Source organism: Shewanella sp. ISTPL2 (genome assembly GCF_013283205.1).
GTDB classification, from domain to species: Bacteria; Pseudomonadota; Gammaproteobacteria; order Enterobacterales; family Shewanellaceae; genus Shewanella; species Shewanella oncorhynchi.
On sequence record NZ_JAAPAV010000001.1, the window covers coordinates 4,127,515 to 4,144,696 of the forward strand.

At 45.5% G+C, this 17,182-nt stretch carries 14 protein-coding genes; 13 read left to right on the forward strand and 1 reads right to left on the reverse strand.

From position 1 onward, the window contains the following. Window positions 1-107: 107 nt before the first annotated feature. The 10 genes from HUB64_RS18165 to rpoS all read left to right on the forward strand — a co-directional run bounded on the left by HUB64_RS18165 (window position 108) and on the right by rpoS (window position 9,569). Window positions 108-1,745: a CTP synthase gene (locus HUB64_RS18165; RefSeq protein ID WP_012587102.1), complete on the forward strand. Its 1,638-nt coding sequence runs from the start codon at window positions 108-110 to the stop codon at window positions 1,743-1,745. Between the two features lie 230 nt (window positions 1,746-1,975). Beyond that, a complete protein-coding gene (gene eno, locus HUB64_RS18170) occupies window positions 1,976-3,271 on the forward strand; it encodes a phosphopyruvate hydratase (RefSeq protein ID WP_105251763.1) in 1,296 nt (431 codons plus the stop codon). A gap of 99 nt (window positions 3,272-3,370) precedes the next feature. Further along, complete coding sequence (ftsB, locus tag HUB64_RS18175) at window positions 3,371-3,670, forward strand: cell division protein FtsB (protein ID WP_105253074.1); 300 nt, start codon at window positions 3,371-3,373, stop codon at window positions 3,668-3,670. Window positions 3,671-3,682: 12 nt separating this feature from the next. Beyond that, the gene (ispD, locus tag HUB64_RS18180) at window positions 3,683-4,474 is read left to right on the forward strand and encodes a 2-C-methyl-D-erythritol 4-phosphate cytidylyltransferase (RefSeq protein ID WP_173497551.1); all 792 of its coding nucleotides are present in this window, start codon (window positions 3,683-3,685) and stop codon (window positions 4,472-4,474) included. A 37-nt stretch (window positions 4,475-4,511) separates the two neighbouring features. Continuing rightward, entirely contained in the window at window positions 4,512-4,997 is a 486-nt protein-coding gene (ispF, locus tag HUB64_RS18185) for a 2-C-methyl-D-erythritol 2,4-cyclodiphosphate synthase (protein WP_168822943.1), read from the forward strand. A gap of 20 nt (window positions 4,998-5,017) precedes the next feature. Then, window positions 5,018-6,133, forward strand: a complete 1,116-nt coding sequence (gene truD / locus HUB64_RS18190) for a tRNA pseudouridine(13) synthase TruD (RefSeq protein ID WP_173497552.1) — start codon at window positions 5,018-5,020, stop codon at window positions 6,131-6,133. Beyond that, window positions 6,130-6,879: a 5'/3'-nucleotidase SurE gene (gene surE / locus HUB64_RS18195; protein WP_105251808.1), complete on the forward strand. Its 750-nt coding sequence runs from the start codon at window positions 6,130-6,132 to the stop codon at window positions 6,877-6,879. Before truD ends, surE begins: the two co-directional genes overlap by 4 nt. Further along, a complete protein-coding gene (locus tag HUB64_RS18200) occupies window positions 6,876-7,511 on the forward strand; it encodes a protein-L-isoaspartate(D-aspartate) O-methyltransferase (RefSeq protein ID WP_028761363.1) in 636 nt (211 codons plus the stop codon). The genes surE and HUB64_RS18200 overlap by 4 nt, the downstream gene beginning before the upstream one ends. A 100-nt stretch (window positions 7,512-7,611) precedes the next feature. After that, a complete protein-coding gene (locus tag HUB64_RS18205) occupies window positions 7,612-8,508 on the forward strand; it encodes a peptidoglycan DD-metalloendopeptidase family protein (protein WP_173497553.1) in 897 nt (298 codons plus the stop codon). Window positions 8,509-8,588: 80 nt separating this feature from the next. Further along, window positions 8,589-9,569, forward strand: coding sequence for an RNA polymerase sigma factor RpoS (gene rpoS / locus HUB64_RS18210; protein WP_028761361.1), 981 nt, complete (start codon window positions 8,589-8,591; stop codon window positions 9,567-9,569). 132 nt (window positions 9,570-9,701) lie between these two features. On the opposite strand, the gene mutS is transcribed toward rpoS, so the two are convergent. Beyond that, entirely contained in the window at window positions 9,702-12,272 is a 2,571-nt protein-coding gene (gene mutS, locus HUB64_RS18215; protein WP_173243509.1) for a DNA mismatch repair protein MutS, read from the reverse strand. Between the two features lie 402 nt (window positions 12,273-12,674). On the opposite strand from mutS, the gene recA reads away from it, so the two are divergent. The 3 genes from recA (at window position 12,675) to alaS (ending at window position 17,174) form a co-directional block, all read left to right on the forward strand. Further along, entirely contained in the window at window positions 12,675-13,742 is a 1,068-nt protein-coding gene (gene recA / locus HUB64_RS18220; protein ID WP_105251812.1) for a recombinase RecA, read from the forward strand. 74 nt (window positions 13,743-13,816) lie between these two features. After that, a complete protein-coding gene (locus HUB64_RS18225) occupies window positions 13,817-14,230 on the forward strand; it encodes a regulatory protein RecX (RefSeq protein ID WP_028761357.1) in 414 nt (137 codons plus the stop codon). A 319-nt stretch (window positions 14,231-14,549) separates the two neighbouring features. Beyond that, the gene (alaS, locus tag HUB64_RS18230; protein WP_105251814.1) at window positions 14,550-17,174 is read left to right on the forward strand and encodes an alanine--tRNA ligase; all 2,625 of its coding nucleotides are present in this window, start codon (window positions 14,550-14,552) and stop codon (window positions 17,172-17,174) included. The last annotated feature ends 8 nt before the right edge of the window (window positions 17,175-17,182 follow it).

Sequence of the window (17,182 nt, forward strand, 5' to 3'; positions counted from 1 at the left end):
TATCCCGATTGGTGTTTGTCGAATCGCGCCGCCTTTGGTATACTACTGCCCCGTCCTAGTGCTTTCTTACAAGCACGTATTTTCAAACTCATTTTCTCAGGTTCAGCATGACTACAAGGTATATCTTCGTTACTGGTGGCGTTGTTTCATCACTAGGTAAAGGCATTGCAGCAGCATCATTAGCTGCAATTTTAGAGGCCCGCGGTCTCAATGTAACCATCATGAAACTGGACCCTTACATTAACGTTGATCCGGGTACCATGAGCCCAACCCAACATGGCGAAGTATTTGTTACTGAAGACGGTGCAGAAACAGATCTCGACTTGGGTCACTACGAGCGTTTCATTCGTACTAAGATGAATCGTCGTAACAACTTCACTACCGGTCGTATTTACGAAGAAGTATTACGTAAAGAACGTCGTGGCGATTATTTGGGCGCAACTATTCAGGTTATCCCACACATCACTAATGCGATTAAAGAAAAAGTATTAGCAGGTGGCGAAGGCCATGATGTGGCTATCGTCGAAATCGGCGGTACTGTGGGTGATATCGAATCTTTGCCGTTCCTAGAGTCTATCCGTCAGCTCGGTGTTGAGCTGGGTCGTGATCGTACTCTGTTCATGCATTTAACCTTAGTGCCTTTCTTAGGTGCTGCTGGCGAAGTGAAAACTAAGCCAACTCAACACTCAGTGAAAGAGCTGCGTTCTATCGGTATTGCACCAGATGTGCTGGTTTGCCGTGGTGATCGTGCTATTCCTGCGAATGAAAAAGCCAAAATTTCGCTGTTCTGTAACGTTGAAGAGCGTGCGGTTATTTCATTAAAAGATGTTGATAGTATTTATAAAATCCCAGCTTTGTTACGTTCACAAGGTTTGGATGACTTAGTGGTTAAGCGTTTCGGTTTAGAATGCCGTGAAGCGGATCTGTCTGAGTGGGAAAATGTTATTTATCAAGAAGCTAATCCAAACGGCGAAGTCGTTATTGGTATGGTGGGTAAATACATTGAACTGCCAGATGCCTATAAGTCAGTCAACGAAGCATTAAAACACGCAGGCCTTAAAAACCGCGTATCAGTGACCATCAAGTATATTGATTCACAAACCGTAGAAGCTAAAGGCGAAGAAGTCTTACAGGGCTTAGACGGTATCTTAGTACCAGGCGGTTTTGGCGAGCGTGGTGTTGAAGGTAAGATACTGGCGGCAAAATTTGCCCGTGAAAACAATCTACCGTATTTCGGTATTTGTTTAGGTATGCAAGTTGCCCTGATTGAATTTGCGCGTAATGTTGCTGGCATGGCTGATGCACATTCAACTGAATTCAATAAAGAAACACCATTCCCAGTGGTGGGTTTGATCACTGAATGGATTGACGAAGAAGGTAATGTTGAGCAGCGCCATGAAGCGTCTGACTTAGGTGGCACTATGCGTTTAGGCGCTCAATTGTGTCATTTACTCGAGGGTTCAAAAGCGGCTCAAGCCTACAAAGGCAACAGCTGTGTAGAACGTCATCGTCACCGTTACGAAGTGAACAACAAATACAGAGAGCGTTTAGAGCAAGCTGGCATGATTTTCAGCGGTTTGTCTTCTGATCGTAAACTGGTGGAAATGATCGAATTAAAAGATCACCCATGGTTTGTTGCAGGTCAATTCCATCCTGAATTCACCTCAACGCCGCGCGATGGTCACCCATTGTTCGAAGGGTTTATTGCTGCGGCAAGTGCGCATCAAAAACGTGATCTGAAGTAAGAATATGTGAGGCCGGACCCGCGACAGTGGGGCCGGCCTTTTGCTACACTCGTTGCTACTTGAAACATAAGAATTTAATACTTCTGGGTGTAAACAGCATGCGTATCCGTTGCATCTGTATGGACGCAAACCGTAAATGGAATTTGGTTATTTTCTGCGGTATGTGACTTCCATTTATTCCCATAGGTATTGGTTTTTTCTTTTATCTTTAAACTTAAATCGAGGGTGTTATGGCTAAGATTATTAACGTGATTGGTCGCGAGATTATGGATTCTCGTGGTAACCCAACTGTTGAAGCCGAAGTGCATTTAGAAGGTGGTTTTGTGGGTATGGCTGCGGCGCCTTCTGGTGCATCAACCGGTAGCCGCGAAGCGTTAGAATTACGTGATGGCGATAAGAGCCGTTATTTAGGCAAAGGCGTATTAACAGCGGTTGCTAACGTAAACGGTGTCATCCGCGCTGCATTATTAGGCAAAGATGCGACGGCACAAGCTGAGCTTGATCAAATCATGATCGACTTAGATGGCACAGAAAACAAAGACAAGTTAGGCGCAAACGCGATTCTGGCTGTGTCTTTAGCGGCTGCTAAAGCAGCTGCAGCATCTAAAGGTATTCCTTTATACGCGCATATCGCTGAATTAAACGGTACACCAGGCCAATATTCTATGCCTGTGCCTATGATGAACATCTTAAACGGTGGCGAGCACGCGGATAACAACGTTGATATCCAAGAATTCATGGTGCAACCTGTTGGCGCGAAAACTTTCCGTGAAGCACTGCGCATGGGCGCTGAAATTTTCCATACGCTGAAAAAAGTATTGCACGACAAAGGCCTAAGCACTTCTGTGGGTGACGAAGGTGGTTTTGCACCTAACTTAGCGTCAAACGCTGATGCGTTAGCCATTATCAAAGAAGCGGTTGAACTGGCTGGTTACAAGTTAGGTACTGATGTGACGTTAGCGCTGGATTGCGCTGCATCTGAATTCTACAAAGACGGCAAATACGATTTAGCGGGCGAAGGCAAAGTCTTCGACTCGAATGGTTTCTCTGATTTCTTAAAATCATTGGCTGACCAATATCCAATCGTGTCTATCGAAGATGGCTTAGACGAATCAGATTGGGATGGTTGGGCTTACCAAACTCAAATCATGGGCGACAAGATCCAATTAGTGGGCGACGATTTATTCGTTACTAACACTAAAATCTTAACCCGTGGTATCGAAAACGGTATTGCAAACTCAATCCTTATCAAGTTCAACCAAATCGGTTCATTGACTGAGACTTTAGCGGCCATTCGCATGGCGAAAGAAGCGGGTTACACAGCAGTGATTTCACACCGTAGTGGTGAAACTGAAGATTCAACCATTGCTGACTTAGCCGTAGGTACTGCAGCTGGCCAAATCAAAACCGGTTCACTGTGTCGTTCTGACCGTGTTGCTAAGTACAACCAATTGCTGCGCATCGAAGAGCAATTAGGTGAAAAAGCCCCATACCGTGGTTTGAAAGAGATCAAAGGTCAGGCGTAATTTAATATTTGATGTAAAAAGGCCACCACTTGGTGGCCTTTTTTGTTGTACTATCTGCTGTATATTTTTTTAATCCAAGATACTGACGCTAATTCCTCCATGAAATTTTTTGTCATTGCACTCATAGTGCTACTCGGTGTACTGCAATTCCGTCTTTGGTCGGGAGGTAATAGTCTTCCTGAATATTTCGTTCTGCAAAAACAAATTGCCGCCCAGCAAGAAGGTAACGCCAAACTCAATGAGCGTAACCAAGTGCTAAAGGAAGAAATCATCGATCTGAAAAGTGGTACAGAAGCCATCGAAGAGCGCGCACGTAACGAACTTGGCATGGTTAAAGAAGGCGAGACCTTCTATCGCGTCGTGGGTGGTGAGCGCTCGGTATCGAGTCCATCTCAGTAATATGGAGTTAGGATGACAGAGCTAGGACATTTAGATCTTGGATTAAATGAACAATCCAATCCCGATAGTCAATCTGATCTGGTAACACAAATTGAATTGCAGCGCCAAGCTGAGCATGTCACTCAAGCTGTGGTTGCCATCGTTCCCGCCGCAGGCATAGGTAGCCGTATGGGCGCCGACAGACCTAAGCAATATCTTGAGGTGTGCGGCCAGAGTATTCTTGCTCATACCTTAGATAAGCTCTTGTCCCATCCGCACATTTCTCAAGTGATCGTTGCCTTACATTCGAACGATACTATCTTCGATACCTTGCCACAGGCCGTGCACCCCAAATTGATTACAGTAATAGGTGGCGGTGAGCGCGCTGATTCTGTGTTGGCGGCGCTGCAAATTGTGCCCGAGCACAGTTGGGCCTTAGTGCATGATGCGGCAAGACCTTGTTTAACCGCGACGGATATCGACAAGTTACTCGCATCTAGAGTGCAATTCCCCCAAGGTGCTATTTTGGCAATGCCTGTACGCGATACCATGAAGCGCGCGAATAAACAGGGTGAAATCAGTGCCACTGTGTGCCGCGATAATTTATGGCATGCATTGACGCCGCAGTTATTTCCAGCGCAGCAATTAAAAAATTACCTCAATGCGGCTCTGGCTGCAGGTGCGGTAGTCACAGATGAGGCTTCTGCGATGGAATGGGCGGGGATATCACCCGGACTCGTTTCGGGCCGTGCTGATAATATAAAAGTAACGCATCCCGACGATTTAGGGCTAGCCGAACTGTTTTTGATGCGTGCCGTTAAATAGTCATAATCAAAGTAAAATAATACGTTAGGAATATTAAATGAAAATCCGTATCGGCCATGGTTTCGATGTGCATAAATTTGGTGCGGCGCGGCCACTTATCCTTTGTGGCGTGGAAGTACCCTATGAAACAGGCCTAGTCGCACATTCAGATGGTGATGTGGTACTGCATGCGATTTCCGATGCCATCCTCGGTGCTTTAGCGCTCGGTGACATAGGAAAACATTTCCCCGATACCGATGCCGCCTATAAGGGTGCCGATAGCCGCGTATTGCTGCGTCATTGCTATGCTTTAGCGAGAGCGAAAGGCTTTGTGCTCGGCAATCTTGACGTCACTATCATAGCCCAAGCTCCTAAAATGGCACCGCACATAGAGGCAATGCGCCAGATATTAGCCGCCGATTTAACCGCGGAACTTGACGATATTAATGTCAAAGCGACCACAACTGAACAGCTTGGATTTACCGGGCGTAAAGAAGGTATTGCGGTAGAAGCCGTGGTACTTATGGCCCGCAAACACGATTAACTTAAGAGTAAAAAAGTCCCATGAGCGAATTACATTATCTGTATGGTAAGCCTTTAGGTACAGCAGATCTAAGAACCCAAAATAGCGATTTTATCGTGAAAGAGATTTTGCCTTTTAGCCCGACGGGTGAAGGTGAACATCATATGCTGCATGTACGCAAAGAAGGGCTAAATACAGTACAAGTCGCGGAAATGATCGCTAAGTTTGCTAAGGTGCATCCAAAGGAAGTCACCTACGCTGGGCAAAAAGATAAAAATGCCATCACAGAACAATGGTTTGGTGTGCGTATTCCAGGTAAAGAAACGCCTACTTGGAAGGAGCTCAATAGCGATCGTTTGACTATATTGTCGAGCAGCCGCCACAGCAAGAAACTGCGAATCGGTGCCTTAGTCGGTAACCGCTTTATTCTTACCCTGAGAAATGTCACCCAAGTGGAAGACATTATCAGTCGTATCGAAAAGGTCGCTCAAGTGGGCGTGCCCAATTACTTTGGTGAGCAGCGCTTTGGTCACGATGGCAAAAACTTAGTGTTTGGTCGCCAAATGATGGCGGGTAAAAAAGTCAAAGACAGAAATAAGCGCAGCATGTATTTGTCTGCCGTGCGCTCAAATCTGTTTAACACTGTGGTGTCATATCGTTTAGCCAACCATGGCACTAAGCCTTTAGCGGGTGATTGTGTGATGTTAGCGGGCAGCAAAAGCTTCTTCGTGACGCCTGAATGGGATCTCATCGTATTGAAGCGTCTGATTGAAAAAGACATTCAACTTTCTGCACCATTGTGGGGGCGCGGCATGATGTTACCCCAAGGTGAAGCTGCTGCGGTGGAAACCTTAGCTATGAGTGAGTTAGCTGACGATTGCTATGGTTTAGAGCACGCCGGATTAGAGCAAGAACGCCGTCCGTTACTGCTTGAGCCCCAAGGCCTTAAATACGAACAAACCGCCGATGGCTTAGTGCTGGAGTTTGTGTTGCCTGCGGGCAGTTTTGCAACATCGTTATTGAGAGAGTTAGTTAATTATCAAGATGTTAAAGAGCAGCAATGGCAAGCTACATTGGTGCAGGAGCCTGCGCCTGAGGTAACTAACGCTAACGTAGTGGCTAACACTGATACTGTTAAGACTGAAGCAGAGTCATGATCCGTATCCTTGTTAGCAATGACGATGGGATTAATGCTCCAGGTATCAAAGCCTTATCTGAGGCTTTGGCTGAAATTGCGACAGTGCTGACTGTGGGGCCGGATCGAAATTGCTCTGGTGCGAGCAACTCATTAACCTTGACTAATCCATTAAGAATTAATAGGTTAGATAATGGCTATATTTCCGTTCACGGTACACCGACAGATTGCGTTCATTTGGCTATCCGAGAATTATGTGATGGCGAACCTGATATGGTGGTGTCTGGCATCAATGCGGGGGCAAATATGGGTGATGACACCTTATATTCGGGGACGGTTGCCGCCGCGATGGAAGGACGCTTTTTAGGTTTTCCTGCAATAGCGATTTCGCTTAATGGCCGTAAATTCGAACATTATCAATCGGCGGCTGTTTATGCTCGGCGGATAGTTCAAGGTTTGTTGGCCCAGCCTTTGGCAAAGGATCAGATCTTAAATGTGAATGTGCCTGACTTGCCACTTGATCAAATTAAAGGGATCAAAGTGACTCGCCTCGGCGCTCGTCATAAGGCCGAAGGCATAGTGCGAACGCAAGATCCTGCCGGACGTGAAATCTTCTGGCTTGGTCCACCGGGACAAGAGCAGGATGCCACAGAGGGCACTGATTTTCATGCTATCGCCAATGGCTATGTTTCAATTACGCCCTTGACGGTTGATTTAACCGCCTACGGACAACTAACGGCATTGCAAAATTGGGTAGATAAAATATGACTCGAGTTGCCTTAACATCGGCGGTGAATTTAGCTAAAAAGCTTCAAGATGCGGGGATCCGTAATCAAGCCGTGTTAAAGGCGATATCGCATACGCCGCGAGAAATGTTTCTCGATAATGCGCTAGCCCATAAAGCCTATGAAAATACGGCTTTGCCAATTGGACAAGGGCAAACCATTTCGCAGCCTTATATCGTTGCCCGTATGAGCGAACTCTTACTGCACAAGATGCCACAGCGAGTGCTAGAAGTGGGGACGGGATCGGGCTATCAGGCAGCCATTTTGGCTCAATTGGTGCCTCAGCTTTGTACTATCGAACGGATCAAAGGTTTACAAATTCAAGCAAGACAGCGTTTAAAACGATTAGATTTGCATAATGTGTCGTTCAAATATGGTGATGGTTGGTTGGGATGGGCTAATCGTAGTCCGTTCGATGCCATTATGGTGACTGCGGCGGCGGCGACTATACCAGAAGCTTTGCTGTCTCAATTGGCTGATGGAGGGGTGTTAGTCTTACCTGTGGGAGAGGATACTCAACAATTGATGCGTATTACGCGCACTGCTGACCGCTTTAGTTCTGAAACCATTGAAACGGTTAAATTTGTACCTTTAATTAATGGAGAGTTAGCTTAACCTTGTGTTGTGCTACTGTGTTAAGCGAAGTGCTTGTTTTGCACAGAAGGCGTCATTTTCTCATCATAAACAGTAATACAACCTTACCAAGGAGTTTTTATTGTTGAATGCGGGTTTACTCTTAAACCTTTGCTTTATATTTCTGCTTGTAGGCTGTAGCTTTCAGGCCAGCAGACCCGCACCCGTCGAAAATATTTCCCATAGCTACTCTAAAAATAGCAAAGGCCACATTAAATCGAATTCATATAAAGTTAAAAAAGGTGACACTCTCTACTCTATTTCTTGGGGGGCAGGGAAAGACTTTTCTGAAATAGCTAAACTTAATCAATTAGATAACCCTTATACAATTTACCCTGGACAGATTTTATATTTAACTAATGCTAAATCTAGTAACCAATCAAAATCTACGACTTTAGATGGAAATATAACGGGTAATTCAGATGCTAATTCAAGTAAAGGTGATAAAAAACAATTAGATGGTAAGGTTTATCAGTCTAATGCTAAGTCAAGTAACGATCTGAAAAAAACACTTGATCAGAAAGCTAAGCCCGCGTACCTTGTAACAAGTTCCCAACAAAACGTTAACCAGCTAATGGTTCCACCCACCTCAACACTGCCAGCCAGTGTGAGTCAGTGGCAGTGGCCAGTAAGAGGGAAGTTAATCGGAACTTATTCTGCCAATGAGCAGGGAAATAAAGGTATTAAGATCGCGGGAAATCGGGGAGATATCATCAAAGCAGCTGCAGATGGGCGGGTGGTATACGCAGGAAGTGCTCTTAGGGGTTACGGTAATTTAGTGATTATTAAACATAGTGACGATTACCTTAGTGCTTATGCTCATACGGACAAGATCTTAGTCAAAGAAAAGCAACATGTCCTCGCAGGGCAGACTGTTGCAAAAATGGGCAATACAGGTGCCAATCGGGTAATGTTACATTTTGAAATTCGTTACCATGGACAGTCTGTAAACCCACTTACTTATTTACCTAAACAATGATTGTTTGGGGCCTTGTTGGCAAATGGAGGATAGGAAATTGCACTAATTCAGCAGTTTAATTAGGTTTGGGAGATTTGATCATGAGCCGCATAAATAGCACTGCCGCAGAAGCACTAGTAGATTTTTCCGTAGAAACCGTAGACTTTGATCTTGAAAAAGAAGAAGTTGCCACCGATCTAGTCCAAGAGCTAGGAATAGAACAACAGGTCCAAGATGACCTTCAAAAAAATCTTGATGCCACTCAACTTTATCTAGGTGAGATTGGTTTTTCCCCACTGCTTAGCGCAGAAGAAGAAGTTTACTTTTCCCGTAAGGCCTTAAAAGGTTGTGCAAAATCCCGTAATCGCATGATCGAAAGTAATTTACGTCTCGTCGTAAAAATTGCACGTCGTTACAATAACCGCGGCTTAGCACTGCTTGATCTTATCGAAGAGGGTAATTTAGGTTTAATTCGTGCCGTAGAAAAGTTTGACCCAGAAAGAGGTTTTCGTTTTTCAACCTATGCGACTTGGTGGATCAGACAGACAATTGAACGCGCTATCATGAATCAAACTCGTACTATTCGTTTGCCGATTCATGTTGTTAAAGAACTCAACGTATACTTGCGCACAGCCCGCGAATTAGCACAAAAACTGGATCATGAACCTACAGCGGAAGAAATTGCTGAAAAACTGCAAGTTTCTAGCTCTGATGTGAGCCGCATGCTTAAGCTGAATGAAAAAATTACCTCTGTTGATACGCCTTTGGGGGGCGATAACGAGAAAGCATTATTAGATGTACTGGCCGATGATGATAGTGTTGGCCCTGACTATAAAGTGCAAGATGAAGACATCTCTAACTCGGTGGTGAAATGGCTTAACGAGTTGAACACAAAACAAAGAGAAGTATTAGCCCGTCGTTTTGGTTTGTTAGGTTATGAACCTTCTACGCTTGAAGATGTGGGGGCTGAAATTGGTTTAACCCGTGAACGTGTTCGTCAAATCCAAGTGGAAGCATTAAAACGCTTACGTGATTTATTGGGTTCTCAAGGTTTATCTGTTGAAGCTTTATTTAGAAACTAATATCTGTCTTCTGGTGCCTTTCAGAGAAGCTATCCAGAAAATATACTTAGTGTGAGATCACGTCATAAAGTAAAACGCCCACTATAGAGTGGGCGTTGTTATTTTTAGGCTTTTATTTAGATCACCTGATGTCTAGCTCAAGCGTTTCAGTTCATAGAGCAAATCAAGCGCCTGTTTTGGCGTTAAGTTATCGGGATTAATGCTACTTAATTTAGTCAAAGCTGGATTTTCAACCGGTTCAGGTAAAGCGAGTAAGCTTTGAATGGGCGTCCTCGTTCCTTCTGGTTGATGATCGCGACTCTCCAATTGCTGCAATTTATGTTTCGCTGCTTTAATCACTTTGTTTGGCACGCCAGCAAGCGCCGCAACTTGTAAGCCGTAGCTTTTACTGGCTGCACCTTCCTGTACCGCATGCATAAAGGCGATGGTATCTTCATGCTCAATGGCATCAAGGTGCACATTGTAAACACCTGCCATTAAGTCAGGTAATTGAGTTAGCTCAAAATAATGGGTGGCGAATAGGGTCATAGCCCCGACTTGCTGGGCTAAATACTCTGCTGCCGACCAAGCTAGCGATAAACCATCATAGGTGGATGTTCCACGGCCGATTTCATCCATTAACACTAAACTACTGGCAGTGGCATTGTGCAGGATGTTGGCAGTTTCAGTCATTTCTACCATAAAGGTTGAGCGGCCAGAGGCCAGATCGTCTGATGCGCCAATACGGGTAAAGATGCGATCAATCGGGCCAATCAGGGCGCGATCTGCTGGAACAAAACAACCAATATGGGCCATCAGCGTAATCAAGGCGACTTGACGCATATAGGTCGATTTACCGCCCATGTTGGGTCCGGTGACAATCAACATACGTCTTTGATTGTGCAAGGTCACTGGGTTAGCGATAAACGGCGTTTGGCTAACACGCTCCACCACTGGATGGCGACCTGCGTCTATTTGTACGCCGATATCTTGGCTCAGCTCTGGACAAGTGTAGCCCAAGGTTTCGGCACGCTCGGCAAAGTTACTCAGTACATCAAGCTCAGCCGCCGCTCTAGCAAAGGCTTGTAATTCATGCAACTTTGGCAGAATAAGATCGAACAACTGTTCCCATAACTGCTTTTCGAGTGCCAGCGCTTTACCTTGGCTCGAGAGGACTTTTTCTTCGTATTCCTTAAGTTCAGGCGTGATATAACGCTCCATATTCTTAAGTGTTTGGCGTCGTTGATAATTGAGCGGTACTTGTGAGGATTGCAGGCGGCTTACTTCGATGTAATAGCCGTGTACGCGGTTATAGCCGACTTTAAGTGTATTAATGCCAGTACGTTCTTTTTCTCTGGCTTCAAGTTGTACTAAGTAATCACTCGCTCCTTCGCTCAGACCGCGCCATTCATCTAGTTCGCTGTTGTAGCCTTCACGGATCACCCCGCCATCGCGGATAAGCATAGGTGGATTATCGACTATCGCGCGCTCAAGCAGGGCTTGCTCAGCGGGGAACTCACCTAAGTGTTGACGCAATTGAGTCGTGTGCGGCGCGCTCAGTGTACTTAAACTCAGTTGTAATTCAGGCAATAAGCCCAGTGCTTGACGTAAACGTGCAAAGTCCCTTGGACGGGCAGTACGCAGGGCTAACCTTGCCATGATACGTTCGATATCGCCAAGTGCCTTTAACTGCTCATGCAAACCTTCGTGGGCTGCGGTATCGAGGAGTTCAGTCACCGCCTGTTGGCGCGCCTTGATTTGCTTAGGATCTCGCAGAGGCTGATGGATCCAGCGTTGTAACATACGGCTGCCCATAGGCGTTGCCGTATTATCCAATACTGCCGCTAAGGTATTATCGCGGCCACCGGCAAGGTTTTGAGTGAGTTCTAAATTTCGGCGCGTTGCCGCATCAAGCACTATGCTATCGGTTTGATTGAAGCGGATAATGGCATTGATATGGGGCAGTGCCGTGCGCTGTGTGTCTTTGACATATTGCATCAAGCAACCCGCAGCCTGCAGTGATAAACGTGCATCTGCGATACCAAAACCATGCAAGTCTTTCGTGCCAAACTGGGCCAGTAGTAACTTGATACTCGTATCGTAATCAAATTCCCACTCGGGGCGACGGCGTTTGCCTTTAAAACCGTTAAGTAGTCCAAGTTCACCAAAGTCTTCACTGTAGAGAATTTCAACGGGATTAGTGCGTTGCAATTCCGCTTCTAATGACTCTCGGGTGTCGAGCTCTGCAATCACAAAACGTCCGGATGAAACATCTAATGTGGCATAACCAAAACCGACTTTACCTTGATAAACCGCGGCTAACAGATTGTCTTGGCGTTCCTGCAGCAACGCTTCGTCGGTTAAGGTGCCTGGCGTGACAATTCGCACCACTTTACGTTCTACCGGCCCTTTAGATGTCGCGGGATCGCCAATCTGTTCGCAAATCGCAACTGATTGACCAATTTGAACTAATTTTGCAAGATAGCCTTCCACAGCATGGTAAGGAAGTCCCGCCATCGGAATAGGATCGCCACCACTTTTACCGCGCGCAGTGAGTGAAATGCCTAACAGCTCAGAAGCGCGTTTAGCATCGTCATAAAACAACTCGTAGAAGTCACCCATGCGATAAAACAGCAACATATCGTGATGTTCTGCTTTCATCGTCAAGTATTGACGCATCATAGGAGTATGTTTTTCTAAATCATCGGTATCAATTACATTCATTAAATCGTTATCGTCCGTTGTGACTGCCTAAAGGCGATACAGTTTGTGTGGTTAAGGGTGATTAAGCGCTATGGAAGCGGAAGACTGCTGTACAATTTTCAGCTAAAAAGACCACGCAAAATTTGTTGCGCCAATCTTAGCAATAATTTAGCGAAAATTGAGCCCTTAACGATGGATATTGATCAAAGGGAGCTATTATCTGATTTGATATTCGCTAAAACCTTGGCCATATTAAAAATCCTATCAGCTAAAAATAATTCAGTCACAGGTCTTGATACTGTATGATTGTACAGTATACTAGTCAGCAGAATTAAGACAAAAAGCGCGGCTTTTTGAATTACCCGTTTGTAAATTGAATATCACTTTTGACAGCTTAATGCTTGTCTTGATGAGGGAACAGGAATGAAGGTCGATCCAAATAAAGAGAAAGCACTTGCTGCGGTATTGATCCAAATTGAGAAACAATTTGGTAAAGGCTCCATCATGAAGCTGGGCGAAGATCGCTCTATGGATGTTGAGACCATTTCTACCGGTTCTCTGTCTCTGGACGTTGCTTTAGGTGCTGGCGGTTTGCCAATGGGTCGTATCGTTGAGATCTATGGTCCTGAATCATCAGGTAAAACAACACTGACTTTAGAAGTGATTGCGGCAGCGCAACGTGAAGGCAAAACCTGTGCCTTTATCGATGCAGAGCATGCACTAGACCCTATTTATGCTAAAAAATTGGGCGTAGATATTGATAACCTGCTGTGTTCGCAACCGGATACCGGCGAGCAAGCGCTTGAGATTTGTGATGCTTTAACTCGCTCAGGTGCTGTTGACGTTATCGTAGTCGACTCAGTGGCGGCATTAACGCCTAAAGCTGAAATCGAAGGCGAAATTGGTGATTCTCACATGGGCCTAGCGGCGCGTATGATGAGCCAAGCTATGCGTAAACTTGCGGGTAACTTAAAGCAATCTAACACCTTACTTATCTTCATCAACCAAATTCGGATGAAGATTGGTGTGATGTTCGGTAACCCAGAAACTACAACCGGTGGTAATGCGCTGAAGTTTTATGCTTCTGTTCGCCTAGACATTCGCCGCACTGGTGCCATTAAAGACGGCGATGAAGTGGTCGGTAACGAAACTCGCGTTAAAGTGGTGAAAAACAAGGTTGCAGCGCCGTTTAAGCAAGCTGAGTTCCAAATCCTTTATGGCCAAGGTATTAACCGTACTGGTGAGTTAGTAGACTTAGGCGTAGCCCATAAGTTGATTGAAAAAGCGGGCGCTTGGTACAGCTATAAAGGCGATAAAATCGGCCAAGGTCGTGCTAATGCTGGCAAATATCTGACTGAAAACCCAGCTATTGCTGCTGAAATTGACAAGACGCTACGTGAGTTGCTTTTGAGTAATCCGAGTGCCTTGGCTGCCAAAGCTGATGATAGTACTGAGGACAATATTGATTTAGAGACAGGCGAAGTATTCTGAGTCAGTCAGCCCATCAAATTGCGGTCGCGCTGTTAGCGCGCCGCGATTATTCCCGTTTACAAATCCGCGATAAATTGCTCGAAAAAGGTTTCGAACTTAACGATATCGAACCTGTACTCGATGCTTGCGAATCCTCCGGTTTTATTAATGATGCTCGTTATGCCGAACTGTTGGTGCGAAGCCACATCAGTCGAGGCCACGGTGCAATACGCATCCGCCAAGCAATCGCACAGAAAGGCTTATCTAAAGACTGTATTGAAGCCGCTTTGGTTAATTGTGATTGTGACTGGTTTGAGCTAGCAAAAGATAAAGCCACCAAAAAATACGGCATTCCCCGTGTGACAGAAGTGAAGGGCTCTAAAGCTCGGGATCTCATCGCAAAGGAAAAGGCCAAACGAGTGCGTTTTTTAATGGGTCAAGGCTTTAGCTACGATCAAATCACTTACGCACTAGATTCAGATCCCAATGATCTCGATGAAGATTATTAAATTTGAAGCTAAGACTGTAAAAGCTCATCTAAATATCATCAATGGGTCTTGTCCATTTCGTACTCCACATTAGACTCACTTGCTTAAATATTGTCCGTGCCGCGATAAACTTACGCCGTCTTTATTTGTGCTTTATCCTGTCGTTTTGCTTCTAGTGACTCTGGTGTGGGCGATTCACGCTAAAATATTAAATTCCTGATGTGTATATCACCAATCAAGACTGGTCGTCCTTCCTTAGTCTGCTTATAATGCTGGGCAAATAGAAATACGGCTAGCCTAAGGCGTAGCTGGTAATGCTTACCCAATTCAGGATGATTTCATGTATCAAACTACAGCAGAGCTCAGAAGCGCTTTCCTCGAATTTTTCCGCAGCAATGGTCATCAAGTTGTGGACAGTAGTTCATTAGTGCCAGGCAACGATCCCACACTTTTATTTACCAATGCAGGCATGAACCAGTTCAAGGACGTGTTTCTTGGCATGGACAAACGCAATTATACGCGTGCGACCACTGCTCAACGTTGTGTACGCGCTGGTGGTAAACATAACGATTTGGATAACGTTGGCTACACTGCACGTCATCACACCTTTTTCGAAATGCTAGGTAACTTCAGTTTTGGAGATTATTTCAAAGAAGAAGCGATTCGTTTGGGTTGGACTTTTTTAACTGAAACGTTAAAGCTGCCTAAGGAACGTCTGTGCGTCACTATTTATCAGACAGATGATGAAGCCTTTGAAATCTGGAATAAAAAAATTGGTGTCGCTGCCGAGAACATCATACGTATCGGTGACAATAAAGGTGCTGCCTTTGCGTCAGATAACTTCTGGCAAATGGGTGATACCGGTCCTTGTGGTCCATGTACTGAGATTTTTTATGATCATGGTGATCATATTTGGGGCGGACGTCCTGGCAGTCCTGAAGAAGATGGTGATCGTTTCATCGAAATCTGGAACATCGTTTTCATGCAGTACAACCGTCAAGCATCGGGTGAAATGTTACCTTTGCCTAAGCCCTCGGTTGATACAGGCATGGGGATTGAGCGTATTGCTGCGATTATGCAGGGCGTACATTCTAACTACGAAATCGATATTTTCCGTACTTTGATTGCTAAAGCCGCAGAGGTCATTGGTGTTAGTGACTTATCTGAAAAGTCGCTGCGAGTCATTGCCGATCATATCCGTTCATGTGCATTTTTAATTGCCGATGGCGTTATGCCGTCGAATGAAGGCCGTGGTTATGTGCTGCGCCGTATTATTCGCCGCGCTGTTCGCCATGGTAACAAGTTAGGTGCGACCGAAGCTTTCTTCTACAAGCTGGTTCCGTCTTTGATTGCGGTGATGGGCGATGCAGCAAAAGGGTTAGCTGAGACTCAAGCGATTGTTGAAAAAGCACTGAAAGCGGAAGAAGAGCAATTTGCCCGTACGCTTGAACGTGGTTTAGGTATTTTAGATACGGCCTTAAACGAGTTGAAAGGTGACACCTTAGACGGCGAAACCGTATTTAAGTTGTATGACACCTATGGCTTCCCAATGGATTTGACCGCTGATGTCTGCCGTGAGCGCAACATCATTGTCGATGAAGCCGGTTTCGAAGTCGCCATGGCTGAGCAACGTAGCCGCGCACAAGCTGCCGGTAACTTTGGTGCAGATTATAACGCTGCGCTGAAAATTGATACTGAAACTGCATTCAGTGGTTACACCGAATTAGCGGGTCAAGCTAAGGTCACCGCGATTTATCAAAATGGTGAGTCAGTGACGGCGATCAAAGCGGGTGATGAAGCCGTTGTCGTGCTCGATGTAACACCTTTCTACGCTGAATCTGGCGGTCAAGTAGGCGATAAAGGCCAATTGGTTGCGAATGGTATTGAGTTTACGGTAAACGATACGCAAAAGTATGGTCAAGCAACGGGCCATCAAGGTGTTTTGGCTACAGGTAGCTTGAGCGTTGGCCAAGTTATTGAAGCGAAAGTGGATAAAAAACTGCGTCACCGTACACAGTTAAACCATTCTGTTACGCATTTACTGCATGCCGCACTGCGTCAAGTGCTCGGTACTCATGTCTCGCAAAAAGGGTCTTTGGTTGATCCTGAGCGTTTACGTTTTGACTTCTCCCATTTCGAAGGCGTAAAAGCTGCTGAATTAAAAGAAGTTGAAGAATTAGTTAACACTCAAATTCGTCGTAACCATGAACTTAAAACCGCTGAAATGGGCATAGATGAAGCTAAAGAGAAAGGCGCTATGGCACTTTTTGGTGAGAAATATGATTCACAAGTGCGTGTTGTGACTATGGGCGATTTCTCTATCGAATTGTGTGGCGGTACCCATGTGGGTCGCACTGGCGATATCGGCTTATTTAAAATCACCTCTGAAGCAGGTATTGCTGCGGGTGTACGTCGCATCGAAGCCGTGACTGGCGCTGCTGCTATGGCTTATGTGGCGCAGCAACAAGCTGAACTGGAAGAAGCCGCTGCCTTATTGAAAGGCGATGCCAACTCAGTGGTGGCTAAGTTAAAAGCGCAGCTCGATAAGATGAAGCAACTCGAAAAAGAAATGGCGCAGCTGAAAGATAAGCTAGCGGCCGCAGCGAGTGCAGACTTAGTGGGCGATGCCGTTGTAGTTAATGGCGTTAACGTACTGATCAAAAAATTAGACGGCGTTGAGGCAAGTTCATTACGTGGCTTGCAAGATGAATTAAAACAGAAATTGAAATCGGCCATTATCGTTCTTGGTACCGCGCAGGAAGGGAAAGTTAACCTGATCGCGGGTGTGAGTAACGATCTGATCGGTAAAGTCAAAGCGGGTGAGCTAGTCGCTATGGTCGCTGCACAAGTGGGCGGTAAAGGCGGTGGTCGTCCTGATATGGCTCAAGCGGGCGGTAGCCAGCCAGAAAATCTGGATGCGGCATTGGCTCAAGTATTACCTTGGATTACTGAGCGTCTAGCTTAAGAGGTTGC